This is a genomic window from Streptomyces sp. MUM 2J, assembly GCF_022414535.1.
In the GTDB taxonomy this organism is placed as follows: domain Bacteria; phylum Actinomycetota; class Actinomycetes; order Streptomycetales; family Streptomycetaceae; genus Streptomyces.
In genome coordinates, this window is record NZ_JADWYM010000051.1 from 1 (window position 1) to 19836 (window position 19836).

At 71.2% G+C, this 19836-nt stretch carries 17 protein-coding genes, 1 pseudogene and 1 riboswitch; of the genes and pseudogenes, 9 read left to right on the forward strand and 9 right to left on the reverse strand.

Features of this window, described 5'->3' with window-relative positions:
* The 5 genes and pseudogenes from I3F54_RS28430 to I3F54_RS28450 form a co-directional block, all read left to right on the forward strand.
* Positions 1–120: pseudogene (locus I3F54_RS28430) on the forward strand (4-hydroxy-3-methylbut-2-en-1-yl diphosphate synthase); the annotation flags it as partial.
* A 31-nt stretch (positions 121–151) separates the two neighbouring features.
* The gene (gene dxs / locus I3F54_RS28435) at positions 152–2068 is read left to right on the forward strand and encodes a 1-deoxy-D-xylulose-5-phosphate synthase (protein WP_240121784.1); all 1917 of its coding nucleotides are present in this window, start codon (positions 152–154) and stop codon (positions 2066–2068) included.
* A complete protein-coding gene (locus I3F54_RS28440; RefSeq protein WP_240121785.1) occupies positions 2065–3477 on the forward strand; it encodes an aspartate aminotransferase family protein in 1413 nt (470 codons plus the stop codon). Before dxs ends, I3F54_RS28440 begins: the two co-directional genes overlap by 4 nt.
* Before the next feature lie 65 nt (positions 3478–3542).
* On the forward strand, positions 3543–4139 hold the full coding sequence (locus I3F54_RS28445) for a helix-turn-helix domain-containing protein (protein WP_240121786.1): 597 nt from the start codon (positions 3543–3545) through the stop codon (positions 4137–4139).
* Positions 4136–4258: a DUF6126 family protein gene (locus I3F54_RS28450; protein ID WP_240121787.1), complete on the forward strand. Its 123-nt coding sequence runs from the start codon at positions 4136–4138 to the stop codon at positions 4256–4258. Before I3F54_RS28445 ends, I3F54_RS28450 begins: the two co-directional genes overlap by 4 nt.
* 18 nt (positions 4259–4276) lie before the next feature.
* Here the strand turns inward: I3F54_RS28450 and I3F54_RS28455 are convergent, their stop codons facing one another.
* Positions 4277–5074: a tyrosine-protein phosphatase gene (locus I3F54_RS28455; RefSeq protein ID WP_240121788.1), complete on the reverse strand. Its 798-nt coding sequence runs from the start codon at positions 5072–5074 to the stop codon at positions 4277–4279.
* Positions 5075–5786: 712 nt separating this feature from the next.
* Positions 5787–5945: riboswitch (cyclic di-AMP (ydaO/yuaA leader) on the forward strand.
* A 4-nt stretch (positions 5946–5949) separates the two neighbouring features.
* On the opposite strand from I3F54_RS28455, the gene I3F54_RS28460 reads away from it, so the two are divergent.
* Both I3F54_RS28460 and I3F54_RS28465 read left to right on the forward strand, forming a co-directional pair.
* Positions 5950–6843 carry a LysM peptidoglycan-binding domain-containing M23 family metallopeptidase gene (locus tag I3F54_RS28460; protein ID WP_240121789.1) on the forward strand — a complete coding sequence of 298 codons (894 nt, stop codon included), beginning with the start codon at positions 5950–5952 and terminating at the stop codon, positions 6841–6843.
* Between the two features lie 214 nt (positions 6844–7057).
* Positions 7058–7843, forward strand: a complete 786-nt coding sequence (locus I3F54_RS28465) for an SGNH/GDSL hydrolase family protein (protein ID WP_240121812.1) — start codon at positions 7058–7060, stop codon at positions 7841–7843.
* Positions 7844–8174: 331 nt separating this feature from the next.
* On the opposite strand, the gene I3F54_RS28470 is transcribed toward I3F54_RS28465, so the two are convergent.
* The 5 genes from I3F54_RS28470 to I3F54_RS28490 all read right to left on the reverse strand — a co-directional run bounded on the left by I3F54_RS28470 (position 8175) and on the right by I3F54_RS28490 (position 14236).
* Positions 8175–8792: a TetR/AcrR family transcriptional regulator gene (locus I3F54_RS28470; RefSeq protein ID WP_240121790.1), complete on the reverse strand. Its 618-nt coding sequence runs from the start codon at positions 8790–8792 to the stop codon at positions 8175–8177.
* 315 nt (positions 8793–9107) lie between these two features.
* Complete coding sequence (locus tag I3F54_RS28475) at positions 9108–9839, reverse strand: DUF4142 domain-containing protein (RefSeq protein ID WP_240121791.1); 732 nt, start codon at positions 9837–9839, stop codon at positions 9108–9110.
* Between the two features lie 167 nt (positions 9840–10006).
* Positions 10007–11287 carry an acyltransferase gene (locus I3F54_RS28480; RefSeq protein ID WP_240121792.1) on the reverse strand — a complete coding sequence of 427 codons (1281 nt, stop codon included), beginning with the start codon at positions 11285–11287 and terminating at the stop codon, positions 10007–10009.
* Positions 11284–13452, reverse strand: a complete 2169-nt coding sequence (locus I3F54_RS28485) for a bifunctional polysaccharide deacetylase/glycosyltransferase family 2 protein (protein ID WP_240121793.1) — start codon at positions 13450–13452, stop codon at positions 11284–11286. Before I3F54_RS28485 ends, I3F54_RS28480 begins: the two co-directional genes overlap by 4 nt.
* Before the next feature lie 64 nt (positions 13453–13516).
* On the reverse strand, positions 13517–14236 hold the full coding sequence (locus I3F54_RS28490; protein WP_240121794.1) for a hypothetical protein: 720 nt from the start codon (positions 14234–14236) through the stop codon (positions 13517–13519).
* 213 nt (positions 14237–14449) lie between these two features.
* Between I3F54_RS28490 and I3F54_RS28495 the strand changes: the two genes are divergently transcribed.
* Together I3F54_RS28495 and I3F54_RS28500 are read left to right on the forward strand one after the other, a co-directional pair.
* Positions 14450–15469, forward strand: a complete 1020-nt coding sequence (locus tag I3F54_RS28495; RefSeq protein WP_240121795.1) for a glycoside hydrolase family 26 protein — start codon at positions 14450–14452, stop codon at positions 15467–15469.
* A gap of 433 nt (positions 15470–15902) precedes the next feature.
* On the forward strand, positions 15903–17147 hold the full coding sequence (locus I3F54_RS28500; protein WP_240121796.1) for a PQQ-binding-like beta-propeller repeat protein: 1245 nt from the start codon (positions 15903–15905) through the stop codon (positions 17145–17147).
* Positions 17148–17254: 107 nt separating this feature from the next.
* On the opposite strand, the gene I3F54_RS28505 is transcribed toward I3F54_RS28500, so the two are convergent.
* The 3 genes from I3F54_RS28505 to I3F54_RS28515 all read right to left on the reverse strand — a co-directional run bounded on the left by I3F54_RS28505 (position 17255) and on the right by I3F54_RS28515 (position 19577).
* Positions 17255–17704 carry an STAS domain-containing protein gene (locus I3F54_RS28505; protein ID WP_240121797.1) on the reverse strand — a complete coding sequence of 150 codons (450 nt, stop codon included), beginning with the start codon at positions 17702–17704 and terminating at the stop codon, positions 17255–17257.
* A 232-nt stretch (positions 17705–17936) separates the two neighbouring features.
* On the reverse strand, positions 17937–18695 hold the full coding sequence (locus I3F54_RS28510) for a GAF and ANTAR domain-containing protein (protein WP_240121798.1): 759 nt from the start codon (positions 18693–18695) through the stop codon (positions 17937–17939).
* 12 nt (positions 18696–18707) lie between these two features.
* On the reverse strand, positions 18708–19577 hold the full coding sequence (locus I3F54_RS28515) for a GAF and ANTAR domain-containing protein (RefSeq protein ID WP_240121799.1): 870 nt from the start codon (positions 19575–19577) through the stop codon (positions 18708–18710).
* Between the last annotated feature and the right edge of the window lie 259 nt (positions 19578–19836).

Sequence of the window (19836 nt, forward strand, 5' to 3'; positions counted from 1 at the left end):
AAGACCGTCCCCGAGTCGAAGATCGTCGAGACCCTCATCGAGGAGGCGATGAAGATCGCCGCGCAGACGGAGCACGACTCCCTCGCGGACACGGGGAAACCGGCAGTCACGGTGAGCTGAAAACACGGCACGGACCGAGAGGGGGCCGAGGGTGAGCATGCTGGAGAACATCCGGGGACCACGCGACCTGAAGGCGCTGTCCGAGGCGGAACTGGGCGAACTGTCCGAAGAGATACGCGAGTTCCTGGTGACCGCGGTCACCAGGACCGGCGGCCACCTCGGGCCCAATCTGGGGGTGGTCGAACTCACCATCGCCCTGCACCGGGTCTTCGAGTCGCCCGTCGACCGCATCCTCTGGGACACCGGCCACCAGAGCTATGTGCACAAACTGCTGACAGGCCGTCAGGACTTCTCCAAGCTGCGCGGCAAGGGGGGCCTGTCCGGCTACCCCTCGCGCGAGGAGTCCGAGCACGACGTGATCGAGAACAGCCATGCCTCCACCGCCCTCGGCTGGGCGGACGGGCTCGCCAAGGCACGGCAGGTGCAGGGGGAGAAGGGCCATGTCGTCGCCGTCATCGGCGACGGCGCCCTCACCGGCGGCATGGCCTGGGAAGCGCTGAACAACATCGCGGCGGCCAAGAACCGGCCGCTGATCATCGTCGTCAACGACAACGAGCGCTCCTATTCCCCCACCATCGGCGGCCTCGCGAACCACCTGGCCACCCTGCGCACCACCGACAGCTACGAGAAGGTGCTCGCCTGGGGCAAGGACGTGCTGCTGCGTACCCCGGTCGTCGGCAACACCCTCTACGAGTCCCTGCACGGCGCGAAGAAGGGCTTCAAGGACGCCTTCGCCCCGCAGGGCATGTTCGAGGACCTGGGACTGAAGTACGTCGGCCCGATCGACGGCCACGACATCAAGGCCGTCGAGTCGGCGCTCAGGCGCGCCAAGCGCTTCCACGGGCCCGTGCTCGTGCACTGCCTCACCGTGAAGGGGCGCGGCTACGAACCGGCCCTCGCCCACGAGGAGGACCACTTCCACACCGTCGGCGTGATGGACCCGCGCACCTGCGAGCCGCTCACCCCGGCCGCCGGCCCGTCCTGGACGTCGGTCTTCGGCGAGGAGATGCTGCGCATCGGCGAGGAACGGGACGACGTGGTCGCCATCACGGCCGCCATGCTGCACCCGGTCGGCCTAGGCAAGTTCGCCGCACGCTTCCCGGACCGGGTGTGGGACGTGGGCATCGCCGAGCAGCACGCCGCCGTCTCCGCCGCCGGCCTGGCGACCGGCGGCCTCCACCCGGTCGTCGCGGTCTACGCCACCTTCCTCAACCGTGCCTTCGACCAGCTGCTGATGGACGTCTCCCTGCACCGGTGCGGTGTCACCTTCGTGCTGGACCGTGCCGGTGTCACCGGCGCCGACGGTCCCTCCCACAACGGCATGTGGGACATGTCGATCCTCCAGGTCGTCCCCGGCCTGAGGATCGCCGCGCCGCGCGACGCCGACCAACTGCGTGCCCAGTTGCGCGAGGCGGTCGCCGTGGACGACGCGCCGACGCTGGTCCGCTTCCCGAAGGAGTCCGTGGGACCGCGGATCCCGGCCGTGGACCGCGTGGGCGGCCTGGACGTGCTGCACCGCGACGAACACCCCGAGGTGCTGCTCGTCGCCGTCGGCGTGATGGCGCCGGTCTGCCTCCGGGCAGCCGAGCTGCTCCGGGCCAGGGGCATCCGGAGCACCGTCGTCGACCCCCGCTGGGTCAAGCCCGTCGATCCGGCGCTGCCCCGCCTCGCCGCCGGACACCGCCTGGTCGCCGTCGTCGAGGACAACAGCCGCGCGGCCGGGGTCGGCGGCGCGGTGGCGCTGGCACTGGGCGACGCCGACGTGGACGTGCCGGTGCGGCGGTTCGGCATCCCCGACCAGTTCCTCGCGCACGCCAAGCGGGGCGAGGTGCTGGCCGACATCGGGCTGACCCCCGTCGAGGTGGCGGGCCGGATCAGCGCGAGCCTGGCCGTGCGGGACACCGGCCCGGCCGACGAGGAACAGTTGCCCGAGGAGAGACAGCAATGACCACCGCGGAATCCGCGTCGTCGCAGGCCGCCCCCTTCGACCTGGGTGCGCTGCTGGCCGCGCGCGGCGCCGAGCGTTACGAGCTGCACAGCAGGTATCTGAACCATCAGCTGCCGCGGATGCTGCACACCATCGGCTTCGACAAGGTGTACGAGCGGGCCGAGGGCGCGCACTTCTGGGATGCGGGGGGCAACGACTACCTGGACATGCTGGCGGGGTTCGGGGTGATGGGGCTCGGCCGGCACCATCCCGTGGTAAGGCAGGCGCTGCACGACGTGCTGGACCTGCAGTTGGCGGACCTGACGCGCTTCGACTGCCCTCCCCTGCCGGGGCTGCTGGCGGAGCGGCTGCTGGTGCACAGTCCGCATCTGGATCGGGTCTTCTTCGGTAACAGCGGGACCGAGGCGGTGGAGGGGGCGCTGAAGTTCGCCCGGTGCGCCACCGGCCGGTCGCGGGTGCTGTACTGCGAGCATGCGTTCCACGGGCTGACGGTGGGGTCGTTGTCGGTCAACGGCGAGGCGTCGTTCCGGGACGGGTTCGGGCCGCTGCTGCCGGACGGGGCGGTGGCGCTGGGCGACCTCGACGCCCTGGAGCGAGAGCTGCGGCGGGGAGACGTGGCGGCGCTGATCGTGGAGCCCGTCCAGGGCAAGGGCGTGCACGAGGCGCCGCCGGGCTATCTCCGGGGGGCGCAGGAGCTCCTGCGGAAGTACGGGGCGCTGCTGATCGCCGACGAGGTGCAGACGGGTCTGGGCCGCACGGGTGACTTCTACGCCTACCAGCACGATGAGGGCGTGGAGCCGGATCTGGTGTGCGTGGCGAAGGCGCTGTCCGGCGGTTACGTGCCGGTCGGGGCGACGCTGGGACGGGACTGGATCTTCAAGAAGGTCTTCTCGTCGATGGACCGGGTGCTGGTGCACTCGGCGAGCTTCGGGTCGAACGCCCAGGCCATGGCGGCCGGGCTGGCGGTGCTCTGGGTGATGGAGAACGAGGGCATCGTCGCGCGTGCGCGCGCGACGGGCGAGCTGCTGAAGTCGCGGCTGGCGCAGCTGGTGGGGGAGTACGAGCTGCTGGCGGACGTGCGGGGGCGGGGCTTGATGATCGGCGTGGAGTTCGGGCGGCCGAGGTCGTTGCGGCTGCGGAGCCGGTGGGCGATGCTGCAGGCGGCGCGCAAGGGGCTGTTCGCGCAGATGGTCGTGGTGCCCCTGCTCCAGCGGCACCGGATCCTCACGCAGGTCTCGGGTGACCACCTGGAGGTGATCAAGCTGATCCCGCCGTTGGTGATCGACGAGGGGGACGTGGACCGCTTCGTGGGCGCGTTCAGGGCCGTGATGGACGACGCACACAACGGTGGCGGCCTCGTCTGGGACTTCGGCAAGACCCTCGCCAAACAGGCGGTCTCGGGACGTTGACCGGGCCCCTTTGCCTCTGAGGCAAGAAATTTGCCGCAGGGGCAAGCCTCGGGCTGAATGGAGGCATGAGTTCCCCCGAAGCCCTGAGCGTGGTGGCGCCGCAGCTGCGGGCCCTGCGGCGCCGGGCCGGTCTCACCCTGGAGGCCGCGGCCCGCGCCGCAGGCCTGTCGCCCGCCCACCTCTCCCGGCTGGAGACGGGACAGCGCCAGCCCTCGCTGCCGATGCTGCTCGCGCTGGCCCGCATCTACGGCACGACCGTGTCGGAGTTGCTCGGCGAGACGGTCGCCGACCGCGACGCCGTCGTGCGCCACGCCGGCATGGAGCCGACGGCGGCCGGCGGCTGGACCTACTGGCAGGCCGGCGCCCCCGGCCGCGGCATGCAGGCCCTGCGCGTCCACGTCCCCCACGGCTCCCAGGGCGACATCGTGCGGGTGCACCCCGGTGAGGAGTGGCTGTACGTCCTCACCGGGCGGCTCGTGCTGCGCCTGGGCGACACCACGCACCGGCTCGCACCCGGCGACAGCGCGCACTTCGACTCGCTGACCCCGCACCGCCTCGCCGCGCAGGACGCGGACGGGGTGGAGCTGCTGTTCGTCCACACACTGTTGCAGAGCCCGACGGCCGCACTGTGCCTCGGCCCCACCCCTGGAGAGACGCCATGAGCGAGCGCGAGGAGAGGTTCCCCCGCAGCCTGTGGATCCGGCTGATCATCTACATCGCGGTGGGACACGTCCTGGCCGCGTTCATCTGGCTGCTGTTCGAGGTGGGCGCCGGGCAGTAGCGCCCCCGCCGGTCATGCTCAGTCCAGTAGGCGGTCCCGCAGCCGTTCTCGGGTCTCGGCGGTGACTCCCAGCCCCAGGGAGAGGTAGGTCTCCACGCCGCCCCACGTCTCCTCGATGGTCTCGACCGCAGCCGTCAGGTACTCGGCGCGCGCGTCGAACAGCGGGCTGAGCAACTCCATGACCTCGGGGGAGTAGGCGTCGCCGGATCCGTTGCTGCGGTGCACCTTGTAGCGGCGGTGCTTGGCGTTGGACTCCAGGTAGTCGGCGAGGATCGCGTCCGGTTCCACGCCGACCGCGAGGAGCGTGACGGCTATGGACAGCCCCGCACGGTCCTTGCCCGCCGCACAGTGCATCAGGGCGGGGACGCTGTCCTCGGCCAGCGCGTGCAGGACCCGGGAGTGCTCGGCGGTGCGCTCCCGGATGATCATCCGGTAGGAGGTGACCATCCGGCCGGCGGCCTTGCCGTCGCCGAGGATGGCGCGGAGCTGGCCGATGTCGCCGTCGCGCACCATCTTCCAGAACTCGGCGCCGTCCGCCGGGTCGCTCAGCGGCAGGTTCACGTTCCGCACGCCGGGCAGGTCGACGTCCGGGCCCTCCAGCTTCTGGTCGGCCGCATTGCGGAAATCGAAGATCGTGTGCAGGCCCAGCGAGGACAGGAACGAGGCGTCCTCCTGCGTGGCGTGCGCGAGGTGACCGCTGCGGAACAGCACTCCGTGGCGGATGCGCCGCCCGTCCGCGGTGGGCAGCCCGCCCACGTCGCGGAAGTTGCGCACTCCGGCCAGCTCCGGTTCGGTCGACGGCACCTGCTGCGTCACGAAGGGCTCCTCCCACTCGGCCCGCCGGCGCGGCTCGGCGGGGATGCCTCTCGACCATACGACACGGATACCTGGGGCAACGGGTTGCCCACAGGGGCACGCAGGGGGCGTGCGGGGTGGTGCGGCGGGTTTTCCACAGGCGTTGCCGAGCCGGTGCGTGCCTGGCGATGATGGCGGTGCGTGATCGTACGGTTCGTGTGCGTAGGGGGCGTGATGCTTCAGGGGGCTGCGGCGGGACGCCCGTGGCCGCCACCGGAACCCACGGGCGCGCCCGTGCCGTCCGTCTCGCTGCCGACGGCGAGCCGTGCGAAGTTCACCGAAGGGACGGTTTGCCGCGCCGTGGACCTCCGATCGGCGTGAGATGTGACCCGGGCGCGAGACTTCTCCGCCATCGTCCCATCTGGCTCTTCTGTCCGAATTGCTGACTTCGTTCCAACTCGGCCCGGAATAAGGGGGCATGGCGGGCGGCTGCGTGAGGAGCGTCATAATCGTGACCGTCCGTCGCGCGGCATGTTCACGTAATTCGTGCCTCTTTCCTGGTGAATTGGTCAAGGTGCGCGGCGCGGAATTCACGCAGGGTGACCGGTAATTCTGTCCGCCGATCATGCGAAATGGGTACCCGTGGAACCCCGCGCTTGTCCCTGTGCGTCTTGCTCGCTTACGTTCCACACCGATCCGGGCGGAACGCCGAATCCTGCCGCCGCCCGGGGCCCGCACACACTCACCCGTGCCCGGCAGGAGCGGGGGACCCACAGGTTCGACCGCCTGTTCCGGTCTCCGGAACGGCTAGGGGTCAAGTCGCGCCGAGCGCGCGGCCGGACATCTCCAGTCCGCACCCGACAGCTCACCTCGCAGGCGCCGGAGAGGAATTCGCCATGCCCGCGAAGGGTAAGCACCGCCGTCCCAAGGCTCTGCGTTTCACCCGTTCCATCGCCGTCGCCAGCACCGGCGGCGCCGCACTCGCCCTCCCGCTGCTGGGAGCCACCGGCGCCCACGCCGCCACGCCGCAGTCGGCTCCGGAAAAGGCCGTCTCCCAGGTCGTCCAGAAGAAGGCGACCGTGAAGAGCACCGCTGTGCGGCACTACACGGTCAAGGCCGGCGACTACCTGTCGAAGATCGCCCACGACCAGCACGTCAACGGCGGCTGGAAGAAGCTCTACGCGGACAACCGCGCGGCCATCGGCAGTGATCCGTCCCTGATCCACCCCGGTCTGAAGCTCGTGCTCGGCAAGAAGGCGGCGACGGGCAAGAGTTCCGCGCCGTCCGCCGCGAAGCCGTCCACGAAGACCTCGGCGGCCAAGTCCTCCGCGGCCAAGCCCGCCGCAAAGACCGTCACCGCCGCCAAGCCCGCCGTGGCCACCGGCTACAGCCTCCCGGTCGCCGGCGCCTCCGTGGGTACCGGCTACCACGTGGCCGGCAGCATGTGGTCCAGCGGCTACCACACCGGCGTCGACTTCGTCGTCCCCACCGGCACCTCCCTCAAGGCCGTCGCGTCGGGCACCGTCGTCTCCGCGGGCTGGGGCGGCGCCTACGGCAACCAGGTCGTCATCAAGCTGCACGACGGCTACTACGCCCAGTACGCCCACCTGTCGCAGCTGTCGGTCTCGGCCGGCCAGACCGTCGGCGCGGGCCAGCAGATCGGGCTGTCCGGCGCCACCGGCAACGTGACCGGCCCGCACCTGCACTTCGAGATCCGCACCACGCCGAACTACGGTTCCGACGTGGACCCCGTGGCCTACCTGCGCTCGCACGGCCTGGCCGTCGGCTGACGCAACCCACACCCACGCACCGCCGCAGGCCGGACCTCATCCCCGGGTCCGGCCTGCCGGCATGCCCGGGGCGACGATCTATTCCCCGTCCGGCCCAGCTTGCAGAGTGGCTTATCTCACCGTCCGTCAACCCCTGCCTACGGTCGCGTAGGTCACATTGGAGGGTGAATCATGGACGGCTGTGGCAGACGATTCGAAGAGTGACAGCAGGGCAGTGATCGGGTCGTACGTGGCGGTGGGGGACAGCTTCACCGAGGGCGTCGGCGACCCCGGCCCCGACGGGCAGTTCGTCGGCTGGGCCGACCGGTTCGCCGTACTTCTCGCGGACCGGCAGCCGGAGGGCGACTTCACCTACACGAACCTCGCCGTGCGCGGGAAGCTACTCGACCAGATCGCGGCCGACCAGCTTCCCCGGGCCGCGGAACTCGCGCCGGACCTGGTGTCGTTCTGCGCGGGCGGCAACGACATCATCCGCCCCGGCACGGACCCCGACGAGGTCGCCGAGCGCTTCGAGCGGGCCATCGCGCTGCTCACCGAGGCGGCCGGCACGGTCATGGTGACGACCGGGTTCGACACCCGCGGCGTCCCGCTCCTGAAGCACCTGCGCGGGAAGATCGCCACCTACAACGGACATGTGCGGGCCATCGCCGACCGTTACGGCTGCCCGGTGCTCGACCTGTGGTCGCTGAAGTCCGTGCAGGACCGCCGGGCCTGGGACGACGACCGGCTGCACCTCTCGCCCGAGGGGCACACGCGGGTGGCGCTGCGCGCCGGGCAGGCACTCGGCCTCCCGGTGCCGGCCGACCCGGAGCAGTCGTGGCCGCCGCTGCCGCCGCGCGGCACCCTGGACGTGCGGCGTGATGACGTCCATTGGGCGCGCGAGTACCTGGTGCCCTGGATCGGGCGCCGGCTGCGCGGGGAGTCCTCCGGCGACCACGTCACCGCCAAGGGGACCCTGTCCCCGGACGACATCAGGACGCGGATCGCCTCCGTGGCCTGACGACGGTGCGGGGCGTGCGGGACGGCCGGGCGCCGGAGCCGTGGTCCCCGGGCGCGCCGCCGCCGGGCCGGTGTCGCGCGGTTCCCCGGCACGGGGGAATCCCCTCCGTCGATCCTTTCCGGCGGGCCCGACACCGTCCGCCGGGCCCGGCGCCCAAGTGGCCGGACCACCCGACCGCGCCCACCGCGCCCGCCCTTCCGGCGCCCACCGCGGCCAGCCCGGCACCCGCACCCGCGGTCGGAGCTCCGCCGTACCGGCCACGCCGGTGACGGATGCCCCGCGGTGCCCTCCACGCATCCTCCGGCCGGCGTCCTGGGGTGACCGTCCCACGTCAGCGCGGCGGTGCCGGGGTCCCCGGCTCCAAGCCCAGTTCGCGTGCCAGGGCCTCGTCCACCCAACTCTGCGCGCGGGACCGGGACACGGCGCCCGGATAGGCGGTCATCTGCACGGCGAGGCCGACGAGCAGGGCGGTCAGGCGCAGTGCCGTCTGCGCCGGGTCGGGGCAGGTGAACTCGCCCGCCGCGACACCCTCGGCGACCACCTCGGCGATCGAGGCCTTCCACCGCCGGTCGAGGTCGCGTGTGACCTCCCGAAGGGCGGGCTCGCGCAGCGAGACGGACCAGCCCTCGATCCACAGCCGCCAGCCCTTGGCCTGTCCGGTCGGCGCGTACCAGCGCACAGCGGAACGCAGCCTGCGCAGCGCGGTGGTCCGGCGCCCGAGCAGACGGCGCAGCCGGGCCAGATCGTCCTGGGCGGCGTGGGCGAACGCCGCGGCGACGAGCCTCTCCTTCGTGGAGAAGTGGTAGAGCACGAGGGCGTTGCTCACCCCGAGCGCCGCGGCCACATCGGCGATCCTCACCGCCGCCACGCCCCGTGCCTCGATCTGCTCGACGGTGGCCCGGAGCAGTTCCTCCCGCCGCTCGGCCACACTCAACCGCACTCTCGCCACGGCCCTCAGCCTAGTGCCGCGGCGGGCGCCGCGACGGGGCGAACATTGCCTGCTGCGGTACCAGTGGGCCGGGGAGTCCCGGTTCGTGCCCCGGCGCCGAAGCGGCGGCCTGGGGGACCACGCGGGCTCCGGCGGCATCCGCGCCACGGTCACGAGGGCCGCGCAGGGTGCGTCGCGCATCGGTGACGGGGAGCAGCGGCGCGCCGTGCCCGGCCGGCCGACGGGTGGACACGGGGCGGTGCCCGCTGCCGCTACCGGTTCCGCCGTGTGGCTCCGGTGTACGCATGGGGGTGCGTCCGTGGACGGTCGGGGAGGTCAGGGCACGTGGACGGTGGTCGAGTAGAAGTTCTTGATGCCCTTGGGCGCCGCGAGCTTGACGATGGGGGACCCCGGCTGCGGCGCGGGTGGTGTCAGCTGGTTCTGGGGGAGCTTGGGCGGCGTGGTCTCCTGGAAGTTGACCTGGTCGAAGTTGACCAGGCCGGTCTTCTCCATCGACGCGATGTGGTCGAGGACCACCTCGTTGGCCTGGTCGGCGAGCTGGCGTACCAGTGTGTTCTGGGTCGTGGCACGGATCTTGGCGATGGCCGGGAAGATCTGGCCGTGGGTCACGCGCATGATGTTGGCGGCGGTGGAGTCGAACTCCATGCCGGACTTGGACTCCACGGTGGCCACGAACTGCTGCTGCTGCGCGGTGGCCTCGTTGGGCAGGGTGATGTTCAGTACCGGAGCGATCTTTCGGCAGCTTTCGTCGAGCAGAGCGTGTCCGACGACCAGATGCTCCCCCGCCTCCCGCATGGGCTTGGTCGCGCCCTGCTTGATCGCGTCCTCCCCGAGCCGGTACTCCCAGAGTCCGGCGGAGCGCACCTTGACCACGAAGTCTCGGTCGGCCTCGGTCAGCGGGCCGTACTCGGTGTTGGCGATGATGCGGCTCTGGTTGTTACTGGCGTTCTGCACGCCGAGCATGGACGGGTACGCGAGGGCGCTGAGAGTCAGAACCAGCGCGCCGCCGACGACGACGGTGCCGATCGTTTGGCGGGAGATGGGCATGGCGCCTCCTGACGTGAGCAGCCCGGTCATCAGAACGTACGGAGGGGATGCGCAGATCAATCAGTGCGCGCAGCGAAAAGTCCGCCCCCTGCTGTGGCCTTCGTCACACGCGGTCGGGATCGTCGGAGGCGGCGGGGTTCTGCCCCGGTTCGTCCTGCCCGGGCGCACTACTTCCGCCGCTGGCCCTTGGGCCGCCGCGGGTACGGGAACAGCCGGGGACGGCGTTTGGCGGCGACGTCCTCGACCCAGCCGAAGAGCAGCAGCGACAGCACCATCAGCGGGACGGCGACCATCAGCGGGAACCACTGGCTGGTGAGCAGCCAGTGCAGATGCGTGTAGAAGAACGTGTTGTCCCAGAGCGGCTCGATCAGCGGCTCGGTCAGCACCAGGGCCACGGAGTGCCACAGATAGACGGTGACCGCGCGGGAGTTGAGCAGGCTCACGAGTCCGTTGAACCGTTCCAGCCGCGGCGGCCACTTCTCCCAGGACGGGCTCAGGTGCAGGAGCAGGAGCACGCTGCCGAAGGACCAGATCGCCTGCGCGAGCGGCACCGTCTCGATGTCGGGGCCGATACGGGGCTGGTCGACCGGGGCCTGCTGGAGCCACCAGTAGCCGACGGCGAGCAGCAGCGGCGCGATCGACGGTGCGACATAGGCGGGTATGCGGCGGAACACGCCCTCGTGGTAGGCCATGCCGAGGATCCAGCAGGCACCGAAGGTGGTGAAGTCGGTGGCCGTCTCCATGATCCGGCCGGACTGGTCGACCAGGCCGGAGTTGAGCACGGCCGACAGAGCCAGCGGCAGCACCATGGTGACCCAGGGCGTCCGGCGTACGGCCTTGAGCATGAGCGGCGACAGCACCATGAACCACAGGTAGGCGCGCAGGTACCACAGCGGCACCACGATCTGCTCCGCCCACGTGGCCGGCAGGTGCCCGCCGAAACCCCCCAGATGGTCGGCGAACGGAGGGGTGCTCACCGGCAGGATCCAGAACGCGAGGTGGCCCCACCACCAGTTCGGATGCCCGTCGTAGTCCGGGCCCCAGCCGTCGAGGATCATCGCGGGTACGACGATGGCGCCGAACATCCACATGGGGGGAAGCAGACGGCGCAGGCGCGACCGGATGACGCCGAGAGCCGGCCGGCTCAGGGACCGGGCCATGAGCGACCCGGCGAGCGCGAACATCACGCCCATGGACGGGAAGACCAGCGGCAGCCAGGTCCACGAGAAGTTGTGGTAGATCACGACCCGGACCAGCGCCATCGCCCGCAGCAGGTCGAGGTAGCGGTCGCGGCCCGGCTTCCGGGTCACGGGTTCGGCCGGGGCGGGATCCGGCTCGGCCGGTAGCACGAGTCCGGAGGGCGTGATCAGGGTGCCGGGCAACGCCCTCAGGGCCATGGTGTCGGAGTCGACCGTGAATCCGGCCCGGACTGGTTCCGTGGTGCTCATGACGGCATCTCCCCCATGGTGACGTCGAGGCCGACCTCGCCGGTGCGGCGCAGCTTCTGCCAGCGCAGCCGGCCACCGGTCAGGGCGGTGATCCAGGACTGCAGCAGGACCATGTACATCAGGACCCGGTAGACCACCTGCTGCACGGGCAGCGTGATCAGGTGCCAGTACTTCTCGCCGTCCAGGTGGAACGACCACGCGGCGAACACGGCCTGGAGGGCCATCACGCCGAACCAGGCGGCCAGTGTCGTGTACGGGTCGACGAAGATCACCCCGTAGAGCATGGCGACGTCGATCGCCGGCGCGAGCAGCGGCGTGAGCACCATGAACACCGCGACGAACGGCAGCCCCACCCGGCCGAAGTGCCCTGCCGCGCCCCGCTCCAGCACCGCGTGCCGGTGCTTCCACATCGCCTGCATGGTGCCGTAGCTCCAGCGGTAGCGCTGGGACCACAGCTGGCGCAGGCTGCCGGGCGCCTCGGTCCAGGCGCGGGCCTTCTCGGCGTAGACGATCTTCCAGCCGCCGCGGTGCAGGGCCATCGTCACGTCGGTGTCCTCGGCGAGCGTGTCGTCGCTCATCCCGCCCACCTGCTCCAGCGCGGAGCGGCGGAAGCCGCCGACGGCGCCGGGGATGGTCGGCATGCACCCGAGCACGTCGTACATCCGGCGGTCGAGGTTGAAGCCCATGACGTACTCGATGTGCTGCCAGGCGCCGATCAGCGTGTCGCGGTTGCCGACCTTGGCGTTGCCCGCCACGGCTCCGATCCGCGGATCGGCGAACGGCTGCACCAGTTCGCCCACGGTCGAGGGCTCGAAGACGGTGTCGCCGTCCATCATGACGACCAGGTCGTAGGAGGCCGCGGCCACACCGGTGTTGAGGGCGGCCGGCTTGCCGCTGTTGGGCTGCCGGATGAGCCGGACCATGGGCAGGTCCAGCTCCTCGACGATGGCGGCGGTATCGTCGGTCGACCCGTCGTCGACGACGATCACCTCGATCGGATGCTCGCTCCTGGCCAGGGAGAGCAGGGTGTTGGTGATGCACTCCTGCTCGTTGTAGGCGGGCACGACCACGGTGACCGGTTCGGTCACCGGATCACCCCAGGTGAAGCCCCGCTTCCGGGTGCGCCGGACATGCATGACCGACAGCACCAGCATCAGGGCGAAGCGCAGGAACACCAGGGTCCCGACCACCGCGAGCAGGACGACCAGCCACGGCATCAGGCGCACTGCGAAGGACGTGCACCACAGGAACGCCTTGCCGGCCCACAGGTCGTATCCGTCGACCCGGGTGTTGGCGGGGCCGGTGCCGAGCGCTTCGCCGATGGTCTTGAAGGTGTAGCCCTCGGCCTTGAGCTTCCTGATGATGAGGGGGAGCGCGGCCAGGGTCTGCGACCGGTTGCCGCCCGCGTCGTGCATCAGCACCATCTCGCCCTGGCCGGGCAGGTCCGGCATGGCCGCCTTGACGATGGCGTCGACACCGGGCCGCTTCCAGTCGTCGGTGTCCTTGTCGATGAAGCTGACCAGGTACCCGTCGGCGCCGACTTCCTTGGTCACCGGCCAGCTCCAGTCGTCGAGGGCGTCGACGGTGGAGGAGTAGGGCGGGCGGAACAGGGTGGTGTGGATGCCCGCCACGCCCGCCAGGGCGAGCTGGGTCTCGCCGAGCTCCCAGGTGAGCCGGGTGCTGGTCTGCAGTGCGAGGTCGGGGTGGGTGAAGGTGTGCAGCCCGATCTCGTGTCCGCCGGCCACGATCCGGCGGATCAACTCGGGGTTGCGGGTCGCCATCGAGCCGGTCACGAAGAAGTCGGCCCGCACGTCCTCGTCGGCCAGCACCGTGAGGATCTTGGGCGTCCACTGCGCGGAGGGGCCGTCGTCGAAACTCAGGACCACCGTCTTCTCGGGGATCGTGTAGCTGACCGGATGGTCGTTCCTGTCACCGCGCGCGTCGACGACCGGCCCGCCCTGCAGCACACCGGGCGGCACCGTGCCCTTGTCCACCGAGACCGCGGTGCGTTCGTCGTGGAAGACCTCGTTGTTCGCCATGCCGCGGAGCACCATCAGCGCCATCAGCGTCATCAGCACGGTGAGCGGCAGGAAGAAGCGCAAGGGGGGCGCTGCGAGTCGGCGTGAGCGCAGAGGGGAACGCCGGGAGCGTTGGTGGCGGGACATGCACTTCCAGGTGGTGGTCTTCGCGGGGCGGGGGAGTGTCGGTCGTGGCCGGTGCCGGTCGGGGTCAGGGGAGCGCTGCCGCCGGGTCGGCGGCCCCGGAGTCGGCACCCGCAGTGGTGCCGGAGGTGCCGCCACCGGTGTCCGTGGTGCCGGCGCCGCCGTCCGTACCGCCGGTGCCGGTGCTGCCGGTGCTGCCGGTCGTGCCCGCCGTGCCGGTGCTTCCGGTCCCGGTCCCGGCGCCTTCGGTCCCCGCGGTGCTGCCGGCGCCACCGGTTCCGGTGTCCCCGCCGGTGCCGGTGGAGGTTCCGGACCCCGTGGCCGTTCCGGTTCCGGTACCCGCGTCACCGTTCGGCGTGCCCGTGCCCGTGCCCGTGCCCGTGCCCGTGCCCGAGGGGGCCCCGGTGCCACTGCCGGTGGTGGTGCCGCCCGTGCCGGAGGCGGCGTCGGTGCCGGAGGTGACGTCGGTGGCGGAGGTGACGTCGGTGGCGGAGGGGCTCGGGGCGGCTGACGCCTCGGCCGTGTGCCCGGCCGTGCGCGAGGAGTTCGGGGGTGCCGGCAGCGGCGCGTTCACGAACTGACTGGGCGGCGTGGTGTCGGCCGTGCCCGGGACGGCGAACGGCGGGGCCTGCGACTGGGTGCCCACCAGGCCGGAGATCATGGCCAGAAAGCATCCGACGCACACCACGCCGAACACCCAGCCGGCTCCACGCAGAAACCGGCCGCGCCGCCCCGTCCGGTCCACGAAGACGGGAGACGGGTCGGGCTGCGGGGATGGGCTGGTCACCGAGGACCTCGGCTTTCAATGATCGCGTCGCCGCGGACTCCAGAGCGCGTTGAAAGTACTGGAGCTAACTATGTACAAGGGCCCGGATGTTCGAATTGTCATGCTCTGACGGGCGGCCTGTGATCATATCGAGACAAGATATGGAAAACATGGGGAGGCCTCGTAGAATCCGGGCCCCCGACCCCGTCCACCTGCCGATCGGATGCCCCACGCATGGCCAGACGTCCTCGCCCCGGCTACCTCCTGGCCGCAGTGGCCCTCGCCATCGCCGGCCTCGTCGCCGCCTATGTGCTCGGCGGCCAGGGCGCTGCCGGGGACACCCGGGAGACGGGCAGGGCGTCCGCCTCCCCCGCGACCGCCCCCTTCGACGTGTCGTCGATGCTCCGCCCGTCGGGCAGGATGCTGGGCGTCGTCGACAACAAGACGCCCTGGCAGTACGGCATCGTGAAGACGTTCACGGAACAGGCGGGGCGCGCCCCCGACATACGTGAGTACTACACCTCCTGGGGAGAGGACTTCGACCCGGAGGGCAACGCCTTCCTCTGGAAGCACGGCCAGCTTCCGATGCTCGCCCTCGTGCCCGTCGACACCTCGCTGGCCCGGGTCGCCGAGGGCGCCGAGGACGCCTACATCCGCAGGCTGGCCCGCCAGGTCGCCGCCTACCGGGGGCCGCTGGCCCTCTCCTTCGCCGGCGAGATGAACAGCCCGTGGAACGGCTGGGGCCCCGGCCACCAGGAGCCCTCCGACTTCGTCGGGGCCTGGCGGCACCTCCACGACGTCTTCCACCGACTCGGCGTCACCAACGTGATCTGGGTGTGGAACCCCCACGTCGTCGACACGGCCAGCAAGGGCGAACTGCACACCTACTTCCCCGGGAACGACTACGTCGACTGGGTCGGCGTCGTCGGCTACTACGGCCCCGTGGACGGTGTCGCCTTCTCCACGCTGTTCACCCCGACCCTGAAGGAGATCGCCCGCTTCTGCGACAAGCCGGTACTGATCACCGAGACCGGGGTCGCGCAGGGCAGCAGCAAGCAGGCGCAGATCCGGGACCTGTTCAAGGGCGCCCACGACGCGGGCGTCATCGGCCTGGTCTGGTACGACCAGCGCAAGACCTGGCCGGGGAGTTCCCAACCGACGGACTGGCGCATCGACACCTCACTCGGCGCCCAGGCCGCCTTCCGCGTGGAATCCGCGCGGGCGGGCTTCGGCCACCCGTTCACAGGCGACTGAATCCGCGGGCCGGCGCCGTCCGGCCGCAGGGACGGCCGGGCGGCGGGCCCGGCCGGCACGAATCGACGATGGGGCGTCAGCGGTGTCTTCCGCTCAGGCGCGGACGACCGAGCGGAGTTGGAAGGACGAGATGACGGAACAACGGTCGGCAGGGCAGGGCTCCCAGGATCCGGAACCCGGCTGGGCATTCCGCCCGCGTACGCCGGTCACGGCGGAACCGGTCCGCCGGGTACAGCCCGACCGGCCGCGCTCCGACCGGCCGGGAGCGTTTCCCGGCCGTGAGCAGGCCGCGGCACCGGTCCCCACGCCCGCGGCCGCCCCGCACACCGGGGCGCCCGCTCCGTTCGCCGAGCCGGCCCCCCCGGCCCCTCCGACCGGAAGCATGCCGGCCTCCCCGGCCTCCGGCTCCGGGACCGTGTCCTCGCCTGCCGCCGTGACCGGGGCCGCGGACGCCCCGCCTGCGCAGCGGCGCGGCCGGGGCCGGGGTGCGATGAAGGTCGTCCTGGCCCTCGCCGTCCTCGCGGCAGCGAGCGGCACCGCGGTGGCACTGCGGGACGCGGACACCGTCCCCGTGGCGACGCAGCAGGCCACGCAGGCCTGGCGGGTGCCCGCGCCCGCTTCGGACGACGAACTGGTCGGCAGCTGGAACACCGGCACGCTGCTGGTCCGGGCCTCCACCCGCGGCGGCGTCAGCGCCTACCGCCTGTCCGACGGCAAGCAGATGTGGCGGACCACCCCCACGGTCCAGGGCACCGTGCCGTGCGCCATGTCCCCGCGCCCCGCCGACCAGGGCATCGGCACGGTCGCCTTCGGCGAGGACGGCCACTCCTGCACCTCGCTGGCCGGCGTCGACACCGCCACCGGCAGGATCCTGTGGAGCGTGCCCCTGGTCGACGGCAAGCACCCCACCGCGACGGCCACGCAGACCTTCGTCCAGGGCGACGTCGCCACCGTCGTCAGCGAGAACTTCCTGGGCGGCCTGAACATCCGCACCGGCCACCGGGTCTGGGGCTACCGGGCCCGCGGCGCCTACTGCAACGCCCTCGACTGGGGCGCGGAGGGCGTCGTCCTGGTCAACGACTACTGCGCCGACCAGCAGAAGAAGTACACCTTCAGCGCGTACGACGGCGAGACCGGGAAGGTGCTGTGGACCCGGACCGGCAGCACCCGGACCGTGGTGAAGCAGATCCTGACCGGCTCACCGCTGATCGCCTCGCTGCACACCCCCACGGAGGACAGCGTCCGCGTCTTCACCTCCTCCGGGGGCACCCGCAAGCTCGCCGTCGGCAACACCGCCGTGCTGTCCGGCAACGAGTCGGACGCCGACCGCTCCGCACGCCTCGTCGGCGACGTCCTGGTCACCCCGGCCGAGGACTCCGCCGGTGACGGGATCGGCGGATACGACGTCACCACCGGTGTCAAGCTGTGGAGCCGCCCCGGTGCCGCGCTCGCCCGGTCCGCCGGGAAGGACGGCACGGTGTACGCCGTCTCCACCTCCGGACCGGCCCAGCTCCTCCGGATCGACCCGCGCACCGGCGCCGTCACCCCGGTCACCCGCCTGCCGGACGGCACCGGGCACCACAGGTTCACCGCGGGGACGGTGTACGTGACCCCGGACGGCGGTGTGCTGGAACTCGACGCCCAGGGGACCGCCGACGCCGTGCGCTTCTACCGCTAGTGCCGTGACGCCCCGCACGGGTTCGTCACCCGGGGGCGCCCCGGCGACGCAGCCCCGGCGGCACGGAGGGCGCGCCGCCGGGGCCGGCCGGGGCACCCCCGGGTCCGTCACCAGGCGTCCCGGTTGCCGGACGGACGGGGCAGCGGGCGATCCATGCCGTCCGAGCCACCGGCCCCGTCGCCCCCCGCCGTCCAGCGCCGCCACCCGGGATCGAAGTGCTGGCACCGTGGCACCGCGACGGTCACGGGCAGGACGGGGAAGTAGTCGTCGAGCCGGATGCCGCGCAGTATGCGGGCGGTACGGCTGTGCAGGCAGGCCAGCCAGAGGCGTCTGCTCTGCACGTGCAGGATCTGGTCGGCCTCGACGAGCGGACGGGCACCACTGTGGTCCATGAAGTCGACACCGCACAGATCGGCGACGACATAGCGGTGTTCGGCCCGGCGCAGGGCGGTGCCGAACGCCTGGCGCAGGAGGGGCGCGGTGAGCACGTCCGCGTCACCGTGCAGGGACACCAGGACGTGGTCGGGATGGACGGTGCATACGGTGTGGAGGTGCACGAGTGCTCCTGGCCGAGGCAAAGCCTTGGTCCTGCGTCCGCCGGGGTCTGGAGCGGCACCTGACATGAAGCCCGTCACCTGGGTGAAGGCCCGTTCACCAGCCACGTTAGCTCCGTATCGGCCGTCGGCGCGGGGGAACGGGGCACTTGGCCGGTCTGTTCGATTCTCAGTCCTCCGGGTGATGCGGGGCCGAAACCCCGGCGGCGCCGGTTCGTGTGAACCGGCGCCGCTGTCAGCTCTCTTCGGCCGCGGGGTCTGCTACGGGACGTCTCGGGACGACGGACTCGGGAGTGGTGACCACCTGGAGTGCCACGTCGACCAGCTTGCGGTTGCCGTTGCGAGCCACCGTGCGCAGGGCGTGGAACGCGTCGTCCAGCGAGACCTGGAGCCGGTGCGCCAGGAATCCCTTCGCCTGCTCGATGATGACGCGGCTGTCCAGGGCGTGCTGGAGCTGCTGGGCCAGCACCTCGCGCTGCCGCGACGCCCTCTCCTGCAGGATGCCGATCGTGGCTATGTCGGCCAGTGCCTGACCGAGCATCGCGTTGCGTTCGTCGAGGATGCCGGGCTCGATGCGGAAGAGATTCAGCGCGCCTATGACCTGTCCGTTGTGCCTCATCGGCAGGGCGCACACACTGTGGAACCCCTCCTGCCGGGCCGCCTTGGCGAACCGGGACCAGGGCAGGTCCGTGACGGGCGCCTTCGGGTCGGCGTCGTTGTAGTCGATCCGGCGCCGTTCCGTGTAGCAGGCCACGCACGGACCTTGGTAGCCCTGCAGTTGCATGAGTTCCAGCAGCCGGGCCTTCTCGCTGGAGGCGGCGATCAGATGCAGGCGGCCCTGGGGGTTGGTCAGCAGGATGCCCGCTGCCTCGACGTCCAGCAGGGAGACACAGTGCCCCGCGAGACGGTTGAGGAACTCGATCACGTCGAATTCCTCGACGAGAGTGTCAGCCAGATCGACAAATGCCGTGATCAGTGCTTCTTCGCGTGCCATGGCGGACGCTCCTCACCTGTCCTCGTCGTGTTCGGCGGAGGGCGGGGAACCGTGGTTGCCTTCCTCTGCGGCCGTGAACGCCTCGGTTCCGTCCAGGACCCCGCCCGCGACGTGGGACAGGGGCCTGCCCTCGCTGAAGGCGCGGCCGCGCAGCCGCGCGAACGCCTCCTCGACGCCGACACCGAGCTGTGCCGCGACCATCCCCGTGGCCTGATAGATCTTCAGGCTGTCCTCGCCCACACCGATCTCCTGGGGGCCGGACGTGCCGGCTTCCTCCGACAGGGCCAGCAACTGGTCCACGGCGATGCCGGAGAGCAGGAGCGCGTCCCGCGTCTCGTCCTGGCCGAGACCACCCGGCTGCCCGCGGTAGAGCGAGAGGGTGCCCAGGCGGACGGCGCCCACCTGGAGGGGGAACGCGAAGACGGCGCGTACCCCGGCGATCCGCGCCAGCGAGGCGAATCCCGGCCAGCGGTCCGCCGCCTCGGGCTCGTCCAGATCGGGAGTGAGCACCGGTCCGCGGGTCTCCCACGCGTCCACGCAGGGACCCTCGCCCACCGTGATCTGCAGGTCCTCCATCGACGCCGCGGTCCGGTCGGTGGTGTGCAGGGCTCCCCGGCTCTCGCCGCGTCCGATGAGAACGGCGGAGCAGTCCACCTTGCACACCTCCACGGCGATCTCGCACACCGCGTCGGTCCCGGGGCCGTGTGAGGCGGCCAGGTCGTTCACCATCTGACGCAGGTGTGCCGCGCGCATGGTCAGCTCTTCCTGTTCCACACCGGCGGTATCGGCCAGGGTGCCGCCCAACTTTCCGCTGACGCCCGAAGTGCCGAACTCTGTCACGTCGACGAAGGGTGTTTCGTTCGGGCTGATACGAGGGTTCATGGTTCGACCTCCTCCCCCTACCGTGGCCGCGACGGGACCCGTGACGATTGGGCCGGAAGGACCTGGACGACTGAGCCGTGCGGCACTTGTCAGGGGCACCGAACGGATCGAACGCATGACGGACCGTCTGTTCGATCGGTGGGCGGCGTGGTTGCCGCGCCGCGCCTGGCTGTGCTGGATCACGCGGAGCGTGCGGTGCCACGTGGGGTCGCGCACGGGCGTGTGGAGTCGTGCAGAGGCGCATGGGGTCGGGCGGTGT